We start from the raw sequence: 14,748 nt of genomic DNA on the forward strand, positions 1-14,748 counted from the left end.
GTGAGTCGGGGGGGACGGGCTCGGGCCAGGTGACATCGAGCAGCGCCGTTAGATCAAGGCGGGCACGGAGAACGTCGGCAAGCTCGCTCTCGACCACGGTCAGCCCACGCCCGGTGTTGATAAAAGTCGCGCCGGAGCGAAGCTGGGCAAAGTGCGTGGCCTTGAGCATCTGGGCCGTCTGTGGGTTGTTGGCCAGGTGGTTGGAGACGACGATCCCACGTGCGAAGGCTTCATCAAGGCCCACTTTCTCGACTCCCAGCGCCCGCGCCGCATCCTCGCTCAGAAACGGATCGAAGACCAGGATATGCAAGGAGAAGGGCTTCAGATGCTGGATTACCTCACGACCAACGGCACCTGCACCGAGGAGTGCCACGGTCTCGCCGTAGCAGCCAGGGCCGCGGGCCGACCCTCGATAGTTTTGGGTCGCTCGGTACTCATCCACATTGCGGAAGTAGCCCTTGGCACTCAGGAGAATCTGCGCTAAGGTGAACTCCGCCACGGGGACGCCGTTGGCCAGCCAAGCACTGACAACCGTGATCCCGCGCTCCAGCAGAGGTCGCGCAAACCCCTGTACCGAGCCTGCGGCGTAAAACACGGCCCGTAGCTTGGGAAGGGCATCAAGCTGCGCCTCGGTCAGGCAGGGCATGCCCCACGTGGAGAAGATTACTTCGGTCTCCGCAAGCTCGGGCAAGAGAGTGTCGAGCTGCGCGGGAGCGACAACGCGGGGGTATCCCAGCCGCTCCTGACGCTCTTTTCCATAGACCCGCTCGATGTTCTCAGGCGGGGCTAGTAGGATCGTTCTCACGGCAAAACTTCAAGGGGCTCTAGGTTGACCCAGCGACGCTCTTCCCAGCTCTTGAGCCCAGCCTCCGCGAGCTGGACGCCTTTTGCGCCTTCTCGAAGATCGTAGACCCACGGCGTATCGAGCACGACATGTTTTAAGAACATCTCCCATTGGATTTTGAAGCCATTGTCCAGGATCTGATTGGTTGGAACCGTCATCCAGTTCTCGTAGAAGTCTATCGGGGAGTCAATGTCCGGGTTCCAGACAGGCCGTGGGGTCGCGCCGTAGGGCTGGATCGTGCAGCCGCGCAAGCCCGCCACGGCGCTACCCTTGGTGCCGTCCACCTGGAGCGTGAGCAAGTCATCGCGGCGCACACGTACCGTCCAGCTGGAGTTGAACTGCGCCACAACGCCCCCATTCAGCTCAAACGTGGCGTAGGCCGAGTCGTCAGCGGTGCATTCGTAGGGCTTCCCACTCTCGTCAATGCGCTCTTTCACGTGGGTTGCGCCTAGGCACGAGACGGCTTTTACCTCGCCGAAGAGATTGTCCAGAACATAGCGCCAGTGGCAGAGCATGTCCACAATAATCCCGCCGCCATCCTCTTTTCGGTAGTTCCAGCTCGGGCGCTGCACGGGAATCGCGTCGTGGCCGGTGTAGACCCAGTAGCCAAACTCGCCGCGCACGGAGAGAATCTCGCCAAAAAAACCGGAGTCAATTAAGTTTTTGAGCTTCACGAGCCCCGGCAGAAAGAGCTTGTCCTGCACCACGCCCTGCTTCACATCTGCCTTTTTCGCCGCTTCATACAGCGCGTAGGCTTCCTCGGTGGTCGTCCCCGAGGGCTTCTCGCAGTAGATGTGTTTCCCCGCCGCAATTGCCTTCAGCACCGCAGGCGCACGGAGCTGAGTGAGTTGGGCGTCGAAGTAGATCGGGTAGGCCGGGTTGGCTAGAACAGCTTCTAAGTCCGTGGTGTACTTAACGCCTCCCGCACGTGCCGCCAGCTCCGCGAGCTTTTTCTCGTTGCGGCCCACTAAAATCGGGTCAGGGACAATACTCTCGCCATTGCCAAGCTTCACCCCACCCTGGTCGCGCAGCGCCACAATCGAGCGCAGGAGATGCTGATTTGTCCCCATGCGCCCCGTGACGCCGTTCATGATAACCCCGATCTGCATACAAAAACCTTTCCGTGTCTGCCTCGTTTCGGGCGGCTAAAGCGGCCCGCTGTTGCGGCAAGACCCCTAAAGGGGCCTATGAGATTTATGTAGGGATTGTACCGCAGAGACAACCATTATCTCGGCAACACGTTTAGGCAGGTTTTTCTAGAGTGGCAGAGCATAAATTGCCTGGGCATGACCCGGAGTGCGCTTTAAAAGATAGACCCACTGACTATCGGGCGACCAGGTAAGAACCTGCCAAGAGGGATTGCCGTCCGGGATATTGGACAGGGTGGCAGTTGCTAAACAGTACGGTTTATCCCCTGTGCTAGAGAGCAACCAAAACTCATGGCGCTCCTTAGGCCAAGCATCGCCCAGCAGAACTGCCCAGGTCTCTGGCTCGGGGAGGGCTTGGTTCTTCGTCCGCAAGACCACCAGCGTCTGCTGCCCATCGTCGCTTTTACGCCAGCTCTCCACAAGTGCCTCAACTCGTCCTGGCACCAACGGTGTTTTGGGTTCGCGGAAATAGTCGGGCTCGCTGTCGCGCAACATCCCCGACCGCTCACAATCCGCCTCAGAGAGACGATTTGCCACTCTCTCAATATCAGGCGGCATCGCCTGCCATCTAGTCAGAGCAGTGGCAAGTACAACAAACCCCAGAGCCCCCAGAATTAGCTTTCGCCGTGCTATCATGGCTTAAGCTCCAGTTGATAAACCTCATGCGTTCCCACATGACCAGCCTGTCGCGAGAGAAGCACTCGCTTACCGTCAGGTGACCAGGAGAGTACCTCCCAGCGAGAGTCGCCGTCGGGGACATTGGAAACCTCATCGGTGGCAAGGCAACGGCTCTGTTTTCCCTCACGAGAGATCAGCCAGAACTCCCGATGGGCTCGGGGTAAGTGACGATTAAACAGTGATTCCCAGAAATCTTGCTCAGGAATTGGCTTGTTCTGCACCGTAAAGATCACAAAACGGCTCTTTGTATCGTAACTCAAAGCCTCATCCTCGACAGAGGAAGCCACAGGATGCTCGTATTGATCAGGAAGCTCGTCACAAGCATGGAAAGAGTCAGAACGGCAAAGAAGGACTGTGTCTAAAAAACCCTTGTAGGCAAAGCGTCCATCGGCAAGTATTTTCTCTGGCTCCCAGTTAATGCGTTGCGACGAGACTCGTTTTCCCGAAAAATCGTATTTCTCTAGCCAGTTCTTATAGCTCTCATCTCTGCCTGAGACACCGCGATAGTTACAGCAGAAGACATACCAACCACTACTGTCAGGGAGCCAAAAGGTCTTTCGATCGTAGCGCTCTTTCTCCGTTATCGGCGCAGAGAGCTTGCGTTGCTCATTGCCATCACTACGAACCAGAAGCCAGCCTGTCCGGTGCTTTCCATTTTCGGTGTGGACTCCCTCTTCGTAGAGAAGCCATTTTCCATCAGGCGAAGGGAGCGGAGCGTTCCGGTACATACCTCCGTCGAAAACCAGCCCCACATGGTTGGCTAGTGACGTGACAGGAAGTGGGCGCTCTTTGCCTGTCACGAGATCAATGATTCGGAGGGGACGCGGATTGGGTGAGCGTTCGAGCGACTCGGAGATCACCTCGTGATTGGAGAGCCAGCTAAGGTCAAAATTGCAACCATCGAGTTGTGGCACGCGATGGGCTAATTGCTTGATATTTGGTGGCGCGGCCTGCTGCCAGAGCGCCAAAGCAGTGGTTGCGGCGACGAAACCTAGGGCGCTGAGGATTAGTTTTTTGCGCGTGCTCATGGGCGATTTTACCACTCAGAACGGCGCTGGTGCTTACCGTAAAAATCTGGAGAGTCTGAATCAAAACCTGGCGGCAGCCCCCACTATGGAGGCCAAGCCCCGTCGCACCTACCGAGAGAGGGCGAATTTGGTTTGTCCATAGTCGGGATTCTATCCGTTTAAGTCAGTCCACACGTTGGAGGGACTGCGTTAGGCCACCCCGCGAAACCGCCGGTCAGCCCAGCGGGTAGCGTACTGGAGCTGGAGGACGTAGCGTGTCCTGTCGGATAGGTTCGGGGCACCCCGGTGCCAGCACTGGTGGTTCGTTAAGTACACATCGCCCGCTTTGCAGAACACGGACACGGGGCCGCGTCCCTCAAAAGTCGGGCTTTCCTCGTCGTTGGGTGGGCGGCGGCCCGAGTAGTGGCTCCCCGGAACGAACTGTGTCGGTCCGTGCGCCTCGGTCTCGATATCGCTGAGCGCCACTTGAATGGTCAGCCAGAGCACCGGCAGACGAATCCGGGCATCAAAGCGCGGGATGTCGTCGGGGAGGGGCAGCTCCAGCCCATCATCCACGTGCCACACGGAGATCGCCTGACCCGGCTCGTTGCGGATCACATTGAGGGCGTTGAAAGCGGGCTGTGGCCCCAGCGCGGCGCTCGCCAGCTCCAGAATATCGGGGCGCTCGGCAAGGTGGGAAAAGAGCGGGTCGTACTCCGCGCCGCGCCGCAGCACAAACGCCCCGTGGACATACGAGACAAACTTCGGATCAATGCTCTCCCGGTTCTCAAAGCACTCATCGGTCTTGGCTCGGAGCGCCGCCACTTCAGCGGGGGTAAAGATACTCGGCACGTGCAGGTAGCCGTCACGAAAAAACGCCTCTATGTCATCGCTATTGTCGCTCATGGCCGCACCGCCTGAAAGCGGCTCACATGAGGAATCCCCTCATAAAACGGTGTGTTCTGGTAGTGGCACACCACGTTGGAGCGCTCGACCGTGGCATCGTCCTTGCTGCCCTTGTGCGGAATATGGCTGAAGAAAACCACGCAGTCGCCCGCCTTGGGATAGACAATCTCGTGCTCCTGGGCATCGTACCAGGCATTAAAGGCCGCCTCGGAGATGGACCAGCCGCCGTTTCGGGTCAGCTCCACGGGGGGCGCAGTCCGGTGGCCGCCTTTCACATAGGTCAGCTTTGCGATTCCCGGGCCGTTGTCCTGGAAATAAAACGTCGTGTTAATCCCCGTGGCGCGGCTGGCGTAGGGGGCCTTGTCGTTTTGCTGCCAGTAGCCGTAGAAATCCAGGTGCCACTCCTGGTTGTAGGGGCCAGGGTTGATATGCCCCCGGAGCGAGCGTAGCTGCGCCTGCGGCCCGTAGAGCGCATCGAGATAGGGCTTCACGTTCGGGTGCATCACCAGCGGCGCAAACACCTCTGTCATTTTTGCGAGCAGGCAGTCGAACCACATATTGCCCACCGCATTGAGGCCCTCTTCCCAGCCATTGGCCCGGGCCTCATTCAGCGCCACACGGCACCGCTCGGTCTCCTCGGGCGAGAGCGCCCCCGGCAGCACCACCCAGCCTTGCGCCTCCAGCAGCGCGAGATTCGTTGAGATAACGGCTTCGTTTTCCATAAACAATCGTTCGGCATCCGTAACGGATTTCCTCCACATCCACTATAATCGGTCTATGTCCGAGACAGAGCCTGAGATTCACCGTGCCGCACGCCGAGGCGATCTTGCCACACTGGCACGCCTTCTCGCTGAGGGGGTGGACATTAATCTTCGCTACGATGCCGATCTTGAACATGGCTCACAGCTCCGTCAGCTTACGCCCCTCATGACGGCGGCCCGGTCGATGGACGGTGCAACGGAGCAGACTCTGGCTTGGCTTGTGGAACACGGCGCGGATTTGCACGCCGTGTCTGGTGGCAAAGTGACAGCGGCCTGGTATGCGGCGGGCAAGGGCGGATGCTGGTGGGCCGATCCCTGGCATAAAGTGCCGTCTCATGCCGCTCGCCTGAAATTTCTTTTGGACGCGGGCCTAAATCCCCACGAAGCCTCGTGCACAGGCCGATCCCTGCTATCTGAAGCGTGTTTTGCGGGCGATCTGGCTGCCGTCAAGCTTCTCCTTGAGCATGGCGTCTCCTACGAACCCGTCGCTGGCTGGCTTGACGAAGGGAACGACTTTCATACAGAGAACCATTGGGCCGGTTCTCTGGAGGGAGCACTTCAGCGGGAGCAGATCCCTCTTTTCGGTGCAGCCGAATCAGGCTCCGTAGAGTGCGTCCAGCTTCTCCTTAACTACGGAGCTCGAATAGATAGGGTTGATGACTATGACTACGATCTCCTCGACGTTGCACTGAGCCAGGATCATTTTTACACCCCCGAGTACCAAGCCCCCTCTCCTCGCTACGCTGTCATTGCAAAACTGCTTCTTGATGCAGGTGTTCCGCTGGATCGCATCAACAAGAATGGACATAGTCGGCTCTACTGGATCACTTTTTGTCAGCAACTGTATGGAGTTGAGTTTCTATTGGAACAAGGCGCATCACTTGACGGCTATCCTCTCAAGGCAATTTGCTTCCACGGCCCTTCTCGCTACCCAGAAAATCCCGCTCAGGAACGCATCGTCCGCATGCTCGTTGCTGCTGGAGTGCCGTTCGAAGCACCTGATTACACGATGTTGCAGATGGCGATCTTCGGTGACATTCCGAATTCCAATATTGTCCGCGTCTTGCTGGAGCTAGGAGCCAATCCTGAATTCCACGACAGTGACGGAACCGGGCCACTACACTGGGCGGTTGGGGAGCATTCGGTAGAGTCTGTCCGGCTTCTGCTCCAGTACGGTGCCAACCCCCTGCACACGAATCACCGGGGAGAAATACCTTTGGCACGCGCACATAGGGAGGTGATAAAGCGCGAAGAAAGGGCTCGGGAAGATCCTGAGAGTCAGTGGGGGGCCGATCAAGCGCGGATGGTTCTGACGCTCTTAGAGGCCGCTGTGGCGGGAATCGAGCAAACTGCCGCACTTGGTAAAATCCGAGGATGAATCAGCAGACGCAGCGCGACCCCGTCAAGAAACTTTTGCAAGAGCGCGTTGTGCTGGGGCTCTATCCGGGCACGCCGCTCCCCGTTCCCCCGAAAGAAGCGCTGGAGGCACTCTTGCCGCTTTGGGAGGAACTACGAGAAAAAGAGCGCCGACGGGATCAGCTTATCCTGCTGGGATGGTTCGCGCTGGCGGTACTGCAATCCACGGCTTGCTATTCTTGTACAGGAGGAACACAATCTCCGGTACAGCTCGTCGTACTGACGACTTTTTGCGTCGCTCTTGCATCGCCACTCCCCTTGGTTCTATTGTGCCGTCGGCGTAAGGCGCTTATGAGCTGCTGCGAGATCGTGCGAAGCGTCACGGATCAAGCGATGGAGCGTGAGTGCGTGGGGCCGCTCCTGGATCTTTTAGGCACTCACGGGCTGGAGGGCACACACTATCGGATGGAGGCGGCACTGACGCGCTTGCTCCCCCGCCTCACCACCGACGAAGTCCGTGCCCTGACGGAAAAGCAACGGACAGCGCTGCGCATGGCAATCATCCAGCGAGGCGTGAGAAATGAGCTTGTGGTTGCCGGGCTTTTAGTGCTGGGAACCGCGCAGGACAAAGCAATAGAGCCTCTCGCCCGCAAGCTCTTCTTGTACAGCAAAAACGAGCAAGTCAGAGAAGCCGCCGATGAGTACTTCAAAGCACTGAGCAAAACGTCACTCCTAGACGATAACGTAATATGAACATTATTTCTGCACTTGGCATTGGCACAAAGTACAACCGCGTCGTGATTCTGACGGGCGCGGGGGTCTCCGTGGCGTCGGGGTTGCCGACCTACCGTGGGCCGGGAGGCTTGTGGGAGAACGATGAGCTGGCCAAGATTGTGCATGCCGAGTCCATCCCGACGCGCCTTCCCGAGCTCTGGAAGCTCTACTCAGAGCGGCGGGCGACCGCGCTCTCAGTGGGGCCAAACGCGGCGCATACGGCGATTGCCGAGGCGCAACAGCGCTGGCCCGGCTGCGTCACCGTGATTACGCAGAATGTCGATAACTTGCACCAACGTGCAGAGAGTGAGAATGTGATAGAGCTACACGGCTCGGGCTTGCGGACGCGCTGCACAAAGTGCAACCTCCCGCCGTTCTACGACGAAGCCACCTACGACACGCTCCCGCTCTGCCCGGCGTGTGGCGCCCCCCTGCGCCCCGATGCAAATTTGGTAGCCCGGCACGGGCTTTGCGGCGGGACGCCACTGTAGACGCCGGTTTCAACCGGCGGCTCACGCGACGGTCACACTGTGTTTTCCGCTCTCCAGCGTTTTTTTCGTGCCGCCGGGCAGGTGCAGGGTGGCGGTGCAGCCGACGGGGATCTCGATAGCGAGTAGGACTTTCCCGGCTTGGCGCTTCCACTCCACCTTGATAGGACCACGGAGCGACTTGTAGCTGGCTTTGGCGTGATTGAGGCCACTGACAAACTGTGGTCGTAGCTCGATCTTGTCGAAGCCAATGGCATCGGTGGCGGGCTGGATTCCCCCGAGCCAGGCAAAGAACCAGGCGCTGATGGAGCCGAACATCGGGTGGTTGTGCGAGAACGTGTTGTCCGAGAAGTTCCAGTGCTCCCAGAGCGTGGTCGCGCCGCCCGCGATCATGGCCCCCCACGAGGGCACGGTTTTTTTCGTCGCGAACGTGTAGGCGGCCTCGGCGTGCCCCAGGCGCGAGAGGGAGTCGAACATGAACTTGGTGCCGAAAATTCCCGTGGTCAGGTGGCCATCGTGGGCTTTCAGGTCGGCGAGGAGGCGCTCCAGGGTGCGCTGCGCGGCGGCGCTGTCAAGCTGGCCGTACTCCAAGGCGTAGGCGAGGGCGGCCTGGGTGGGCGGGGCATCCGGGAAGGCACGCTGGTAGGCTTCGGTGGTGGCTTTCGCCAGCGTCCGCCACTTTGCCGCATCGCCGCGCTTCCCAAGAGTCAGGGCGAGCTTCTCCGCCATGCGGGCACACTCAGCGTACAGCAAGGGAAGGGTTGCGTCGGGAGGGGTTCCGACGCGGGCTTCGTGATCGGTGAGCCCCTCACGGCCATTGGCCCCCTCCAGCCAGCGAGTCGTGGTCGCGTAGTGTCTCTCGATTAGCGTTTTTTCACCGTAGTAGCGTAGCAGCTCCACCTGGAGTAGCGGAAGTGCCATCGGCCAGCCGACCCCGCAGTACTGGAGCCCGATGTAGGGCGCGGTATCAGGTAGGGAGCCATCGGGGCGCGCGGCATCCGCATAGTCTGTGGCGATCTTGGCGTAGAGAGTGGCCATGTCGAAGTTGTAGAGAAACGCATCGCGGGTGGCCACCAAGTCGCCGCCATAGCCGAATTTCTCTCTATGCGGGCAGTCGGACTGGACGGAGAAGAGATTTGCAAGAAATGTCCGCCGCGTGATCTCTTGAATCTGGTTGAGCAGTGGTTCGGAGCAGGTAAACTCCCCGGCGCTCTCCACACCCGAGGCCATGGACTGCACCAGCACGGTTGGTTTCTCCGTGGCCCCACTCACCTCCAGGTAGCGAAAGCCCCGGAAGACAAAGTGTGTCTGGAGTGTCTCCTCCGCAGCGCCCGCACAGAGAAACGTGTCTTCTTGGATCGCCGGAATATGCGGTCGGTCACTGTCTTTGGGGGCGCTATGGCGCTCTTTATTGCCCCCCTTGATCTGCCCACAGACCCCCGTCATCGGGTTGAGAGAGCCGTCTTTGTGGAGAAGCTCCCCGTAGCGCAAGACAACCTTCTGCCCCGGCTTGGTATTTTTGAGCGTGAGGCGTACTCTCCCCGACTGGTTCACCCCCACATCGAGCAAAAATACCCCCGGCTTGGGCTCGCCTAGCACACTTGCGGTGCGCTCTCCAATGACTTGAATCGGCGGCTGTGGCTCGCACTCTAGCTTGCCGACGGGCTCTGTGGCAAGCACCACTTGCCGCGGAGTGCCCTTGCCGAGCTCGCGCCCATCCCATACCTCCCCGATGTAGTTGTTCTGGAAGCGCAGGGCGCTATCTCGCACGCTCCAGCTCGTGTCGGTGACAACGGTCTGCTTCGTGCCGTCGCTTAGCTCGATCTCTAGCTTGGCGATGCAGCGCGGGCGGCCCGTCGGGAGAGTCTTGGGCAGGAAGGGGCCGCCCCCAAACATGAACAGGGGCATGGGGTTCCACCAGCCATTGCCCACAAAGATCTCCAGCGCATTCTCGCCACGCTTGAGGAGCTTAGTGACATCTAGTGTCCGGTAGTAGACACGCTTTTCGTAGTTGGTCCAGCCCGGCTCCAGAGTCGCCTCACTGGGATTGGTGCCATTCACACTCGCCTCGAAGTAGCCCAAGCCCGTCACAAACAATCGCGCGGACTTTACAGCACGCGGTAGGACGAAGCTCTTGCCAAACAGCGGCAGGGGATCGTCGGCGTAGGGGTTGGTAGGAGGTTGCTTCGGGTCGCGAATCCACTGCGCTCCGCCCCAGTCCAACGGCGTGAGCAGGCCCAGCTCAAAGCTTGCCTCTTTACTCCACGGCCCTGGCTGGTCGTCTTTGTTCCACGCCCGCACGCGCCAGAAAACGCGCTGGCCGCTCGTGAGCTTTTTCCCCGCATAGGCCACCTGGATCGAGTCGCTGCCCGTCACCCGCCCCGAGTCCCAGAGCACGCTTCCGCCGCCGTCTTTGCCACTTGTCGCGATCACTTGGTACGCCGTCTGCCGCTCGCCGTTGCGCGAGGCGCGAAGCTCCCAGGAGAGTCGTGGAGCCAGGGAGTCTATCCCCAGCGGGTTGTTGCGATACTCGCAGCGAAGATTCACCGTCGTCAGTGCCGTTGATTGCATAACTACATTCTAGCCTAGTTCAGGGGCAACTAGTTGCGAAGAAAGATAGAACTGGGCACAATGCACGTATGAGACAGCTTGAAAAGCCGCCTGTGTTTTCTGACCCGATGCCGCGCCGCTATGATTTTACGGTTCGTGCAAGTGTGCTTGATCCCCGTGCAAAGCCGCACCCCGAGATTGGGTTTGTGTTTGAAAAAGATGGTAAGCCAACGGACAATCAGCACGCTGCTGTGGACACGCGAGTGGCTCCGCTGGGGCGGCTCGTGATCTGGCTGATGGGCTACAGTGCGCCGCTTTTTGATCGGCTGACGAGCTACGGTCTGCACGCGATTCAGGTGCACTACGCCAACGGCTGGTTTGGGCAGTTTGGCGACAAAGGCCCCAAGGGCGACTCGGAATTTAACGGGAAGATTCGCCTGGAGGCCGCGACGGGGGAAGACTTCAGTGAGGCCGTGAGCATTCCCAAGCCGGATGGGATGATGGAGCGGGCGCTGCAGCTGGTGCGCTGGCTGGCCAAAGAGAATCCCCAAGGAGGCTGGGACTACTTTCTCACGCCCGATCAAAGAGCCTTGCGCTGGGAGCGGGTGATTGTCTCAGGCGCATCGCACGGCTCCACAACAGCGGCGCGGTTTGCCAAGCACCAGCGCGTCGCACGGGTCGTCATGCACTGCGGGCCACGCGATCAACTAGAGACCTGGCAGTCGCTGAAGTCTGCTACCCCGGCCAATCGCTACTTTGGCTTTAGCCACGTGCTGGATGGCGGCTGGACGGGCAACCACTACCCGCGCTCATGGGAGCTGCTCGGGTTGGGAAAATTCGGGCCTATCGTGAACGTTGACAAAGCCAAAGCGCCGTATGGTGGCACGCACCGCCTCATCACCGACGCCGACGTGAAAGGCGATGCCAACCGCGCCCACGGCTGTGTCACCCCCGGTGGCTCCGCGATAAAAGACGCGAGTGGGAAGTTTATCCACGAAGAGGTCTGGCGTTATCTCTACACCCACCCAACAGAAGAATAAACGGAGAAATAAGTTGCAGTATCAAACTAAGATGATTCAGGGCTGGACGATCCAGATCCACGAGACGCTTCGCAAACAAGACCCAGCAGCGCTAGACTGGGCGCTGGTGCTACTCACGTCGCATCTCAAGACGATCTGTAAGCTCGTGCCGACCAAGCCGCTGACGGAGCTAAAGAAAATCACGATCTGGCTCTCGCCGGAGTACCCGAACACGCCGCCACGCGCCGAGTACCATCCAGGCGCGGACTGGCTGCGCTCCAACGGGCGCAACCCCGAGATGGCCAAGGGCGTCGAGATCACGGATGTGAAGCACTTCGACGCCGAGACGCGCCGGATGCCACTCTTTGTGCTCCACGAGCTGGCCCACGGCTACCACGACCGCGTGCTGGGCAACGACGAGCCGCGCCTACTGGCGGCCTACAAAAGCGCCAAGGCGGGTGGCAAGTACGATAGAGTCGAGCGGCAAGACTCCGAGGGCCGTAAGCGCCTTGACCGGCACTACGGCCTCTCCAGTGTGCAGGAATACTTCGCCGAGGGCACCGAGGCGTTCTTCGGGGCCAACGACTTCTATCCCTTCAACAAAGCTCAGCTCAAGACCCACGACCTGGAGCTCTTTGCGCTGCTAGGAAAAATCTGGCAAAAATGAAAAAGCCCAATATCTGCCTGATCTTCATGGACGACATGATGCATCGGTTGCTCTTAGACAAAGAAGTCGAGACGCCGAATCTCGATAAGCTCGTGGCGCGAGGGACGATGTTTACTCATGCCCATAACCAGGGTGCTTGGTCGGGAGCCGTGTGTATTCCTAGCCGCGCGATGCTGATTACCGGCCTCTCGCTCTGGCACGCACGGGAGCGAATCGAGAAAACCACACTGCTCGGGGAGTGGCTAGGGCAGCACGGTTACACGACACACTTCGTGGGCAAGTGGCACAACTCGGATGCAGCGCTGAAGCGTAGCTACCAGACACTGGGGCCACACGCGGGCGGTTTCTATCCGTCGACGGACGAAAAAGGCGATGCCTATCTTCGCCCCGCGCCGGGCAACAACACCTGGAAGCCCGATGACACGACGCGCAAAGGGCACTGGCTGGAGATAGACGGCAAGATCGTCCACAGCAGCGAGCACTGGGCCAACGGAGCACTGGAGTTTTTAACCTCTCCCACCCCCAACCCCTCCCTCCCCCGGGCGTTCGTGCCTCACTGGGGAAGAGAGGGGAGCCCATCAGATTCCGAAAGCCCCTTTCCCAGCGAGGAACGAGCGCCCGGGAGAGGGGTTGGGGAGAGGTCAGATCCGTTCTTCTTGCATGTCGCGTTTCATGCGCCGCACGACCCGCGTCAGGCTCCGACCGAGTACCTCGATAAGTACCCCGTGGAGCGCGTCAGCCTGCCGCCAAACTTCTTGCCTGAGCATCCGTTTGACAACGGCGACTTGAAGGTGCGCGATGAGAAGCTCGCGCCGTGGCCGCGCACGGCCGAGGCGATCAAGCAGCACCGCAAGGAGTACTACGCGATCCTCACGCATGCCGACTACCACATCGGGCGTATCTTAGATGCCCTTCCCGAAGATACGCTCGTCGTATTCTCCGGCGATCATGGGCTCGCGGTCGGGGAGCATGGGCTGATGGGCAAGCAGAACTGCTACGACCACTCGGTACGCATTCCGCTGGTTTTTGCCGGGCCGGGGATTCCCAAGAACAAGAAAAACGATGCCCTGATCTACCAAAACCAGATCTTTGCCACGCTCTGTGATTTAGTTGGGATTCCGCAGCCCGCGGGCCTAGAGAACCCGAGCCTCGCGCCTCTGGTGAAAGGCGGAAAGCAAGAGCGGGACGCGGCGGTCTTTGGAGCGTATCTCAATGTCCAGCGCATGGTACGCACCCGAGAGCATAAGCTGATTGTTTACCCAAGCGCCAAGTACGTCCAGCTCTTTGATATTCAAAAAGATCCGTGGGAGCTGAAAAACATCGCGGCAGAAAAGCCTGCGCAGGTCAAAGCGCTCTGGGCACGTCTCAACACGCTTCAAAAATCTTTCGACGATCCTCTGGAGCTTAGGTACAATACCGACCATGTTAAATTTTGATTTATTGAAGACACTGTGTGAGACGCCGGGGATTCCTTCCCGCGAGGAGCCGATTCGCGATGTGGTGATCGCGGCACTGGGACCACTGGTGGACTCTATCTCCGTAGACGTGATGGGCAATGTGATTGGGCATAAGAAGGGCACAGGCGGCCCGAAAGTGCTGATCGCAGCGCACATGGACGAGATCGGGTTCATGGTCAAGCACATTGATGACAAGGGCTTTATTCGCCTGCAGCCTGTTGGGGGCTTCGACCCGCGCAACTTGGTGGCCCAGCGTGTCTGGGTGCATGGCTTTAAAGGCGAGTCGCTGCTCGGAGCGCTGATGCCTTCCAGCAAGCCGATTCACACAGCAAGTGCTGAGGAGCTGGCCCGTTCCCCCAAGATCGAGGGGCTTTTTGTAGACTTAGGGCTCTCTGCCGATGAGGTGAAGGCAAAAGTCGAGATTGGTGACCCGGTGACGTTGGCGCGGACGTGTGAGCGTGTCGGAAACCATATCATGTCTAAGACGCTTGACAATCGCCTCTCGGTCTTTATCATGATCGAGGCGATTCGCGCGATGAGTGCCCACCAGTGCGAGATCTACGCCGTGGCGACAGTGCAAGAGGAAGTGGGCTTGCGCGGCGCAACTCCCGTGGCGTATGCGCTTGAGCCTGACATCGCCATTGCGCTGGACGAGACGCTGGCGATGGACATTCCCGGCGGTGATGCGGCGGAGCAAGTGACGGCGCTAGGTAAGGGAACGGCGATCAAGATCATGGACTCATCGCTCTTGTGCCACCCCAAGCTGGTGCGCCACTTCCGCGATGTCGCTGAAGCACACAACATTCCCTACCAGCTAGAGATTCTGAATCGAGGCGGCACCGACGCAGGCGGGATGCAGCGTGTCCGTGGCGGGATTCCCAGCTTCACGCTCTCCACCCCTTGCCGCTACGTGCACACGGTCAATGAGTCCGCCGCCGTGACGGACATTGAGGCGAGCATTCAGCTACTCTCCGCTTGGCTGGAAGAAGCCCACACTCGAGCCTACGGCTACAACGCCGATTAGAACGGCGGTGCTGGAGAGCTAAAGCTGCGAAGGGCGTGCCGCCCATACCCAATTTTCGGATTTATGGCA

Annotated in this window: 14 protein-coding genes; 7 read left to right on the plus strand and 7 right to left on the minus strand. The window is 59.4% G+C overall.

The features are described 5' to 3' along the window. The 6 genes from RMO15_RS26480 to RMO15_RS26505 form a co-directional block, all read right to left on the minus strand. A partial coding sequence (locus RMO15_RS26480; RefSeq protein WP_309719876.1) for a hydroxyacid dehydrogenase occupies positions 1-805 on the minus strand: 805 nt, incomplete at its 3' end. After that, positions 802-1,953: a Gfo/Idh/MocA family oxidoreductase gene (locus RMO15_RS26485; protein ID WP_309719878.1), complete on the minus strand. Its 1,152-nt coding sequence runs from the start codon at positions 1,951-1,953 to the stop codon at positions 802-804. The genes RMO15_RS26480 and RMO15_RS26485, both read right to left, overlap by 4 nt. A gap of 147 nt (positions 1,954-2,100) precedes the next feature. Next, positions 2,101-2,628 carry a hypothetical protein gene (locus RMO15_RS26490; RefSeq protein WP_309719880.1) on the minus strand — a complete coding sequence of 176 codons (528 nt, stop codon included), beginning with the start codon at positions 2,626-2,628 and terminating at the stop codon, positions 2,101-2,103. After that, complete coding sequence (locus tag RMO15_RS26495) at positions 2,625-3,698, minus strand: hypothetical protein (RefSeq protein WP_309719882.1); 1,074 nt, start codon at positions 3,696-3,698, stop codon at positions 2,625-2,627. The genes RMO15_RS26490 and RMO15_RS26495 overlap by 4 nt, the downstream gene beginning before the upstream one ends. Before the next feature lie 189 nt (positions 3,699-3,887). Beyond that, entirely contained in the window at positions 3,888-4,583 is a 696-nt protein-coding gene (locus tag RMO15_RS26500) for a phytanoyl-CoA dioxygenase family protein (protein WP_309719884.1), read from the minus strand. Beyond that, a complete protein-coding gene (locus RMO15_RS26505) occupies positions 4,580-5,305 on the minus strand; it encodes a hypothetical protein (RefSeq protein ID WP_309719886.1) in 726 nt (241 codons plus the stop codon). The genes RMO15_RS26500 and RMO15_RS26505 overlap by 4 nt, the downstream gene beginning before the upstream one ends. A 55-nt stretch (positions 5,306-5,360) precedes the next feature. Between RMO15_RS26505 and RMO15_RS26510 the strand changes: the two genes are divergently transcribed. From RMO15_RS26510 to RMO15_RS26520, 3 genes are read left to right on the plus strand one after another with little or no spacing between them, the layout of a single operon-like run. After that, complete coding sequence (locus tag RMO15_RS26510; RefSeq protein WP_309719888.1) at positions 5,361-6,722, plus strand: ankyrin repeat domain-containing protein; 1,362 nt, start codon at positions 5,361-5,363, stop codon at positions 6,720-6,722. Continuing rightward, a complete protein-coding gene (locus RMO15_RS26515) occupies positions 6,719-7,453 on the plus strand; it encodes a hypothetical protein (protein WP_309719890.1) in 735 nt (244 codons plus the stop codon). Before RMO15_RS26510 ends, RMO15_RS26515 begins: the two co-directional genes overlap by 4 nt. Further along, positions 7,450-7,965, plus strand: coding sequence for a Sir2 family NAD-dependent protein deacetylase (locus RMO15_RS26520; RefSeq protein ID WP_309719892.1), 516 nt, complete (start codon positions 7,450-7,452; stop codon positions 7,963-7,965). Before RMO15_RS26515 ends, RMO15_RS26520 begins: the two co-directional genes overlap by 4 nt. 21 nt (positions 7,966-7,986) lie before the next feature. Here the strand turns inward: RMO15_RS26520 and RMO15_RS26525 are convergent, their stop codons facing one another. Further along, the gene (locus RMO15_RS26525; RefSeq protein ID WP_309719894.1) at positions 7,987-10,533 is read right to left on the minus strand and encodes a family 78 glycoside hydrolase catalytic domain; all 2,547 of its coding nucleotides are present in this window, start codon (positions 10,531-10,533) and stop codon (positions 7,987-7,989) included. A 68-nt stretch (positions 10,534-10,601) separates the two neighbouring features. Here RMO15_RS26525 and RMO15_RS26530 point away from each other — a divergent pair, with 68 nt between their 5' ends. The 4 genes from RMO15_RS26530 to RMO15_RS26545 are packed head-to-tail and all read left to right on the plus strand — an operon-like array spanning position 10,602 to position 14,679. Beyond that, positions 10,602-11,552, plus strand: coding sequence for a hypothetical protein (locus RMO15_RS26530; protein WP_309719896.1), 951 nt, complete (start codon positions 10,602-10,604; stop codon positions 11,550-11,552). A gap of 31 nt (positions 11,553-11,583) precedes the next feature. After that, positions 11,584-12,198: a hypothetical protein gene (locus RMO15_RS26535; protein ID WP_309719897.1), complete on the plus strand. Its 615-nt coding sequence runs from the start codon at positions 11,584-11,586 to the stop codon at positions 12,196-12,198. Next, positions 12,195-13,634, plus strand: a complete 1,440-nt coding sequence (locus tag RMO15_RS26540) for a sulfatase-like hydrolase/transferase (RefSeq protein ID WP_309719899.1) — start codon at positions 12,195-12,197, stop codon at positions 13,632-13,634. The genes RMO15_RS26535 and RMO15_RS26540 overlap by 4 nt, the downstream gene beginning before the upstream one ends. Beyond that, complete coding sequence (locus tag RMO15_RS26545) at positions 13,621-14,679, plus strand: M42 family metallopeptidase (protein WP_309719901.1); 1,059 nt, start codon at positions 13,621-13,623, stop codon at positions 14,677-14,679. The genes RMO15_RS26540 and RMO15_RS26545 overlap by 14 nt, the downstream gene beginning before the upstream one ends. Positions 14,680-14,748 lie beyond the last annotated feature (69 nt).

The organism is Armatimonas sp., assembly GCF_031410135.1.
GTDB lineage: Bacteria > Armatimonadota > Armatimonadia > Armatimonadales > Armatimonadaceae > Armatimonas.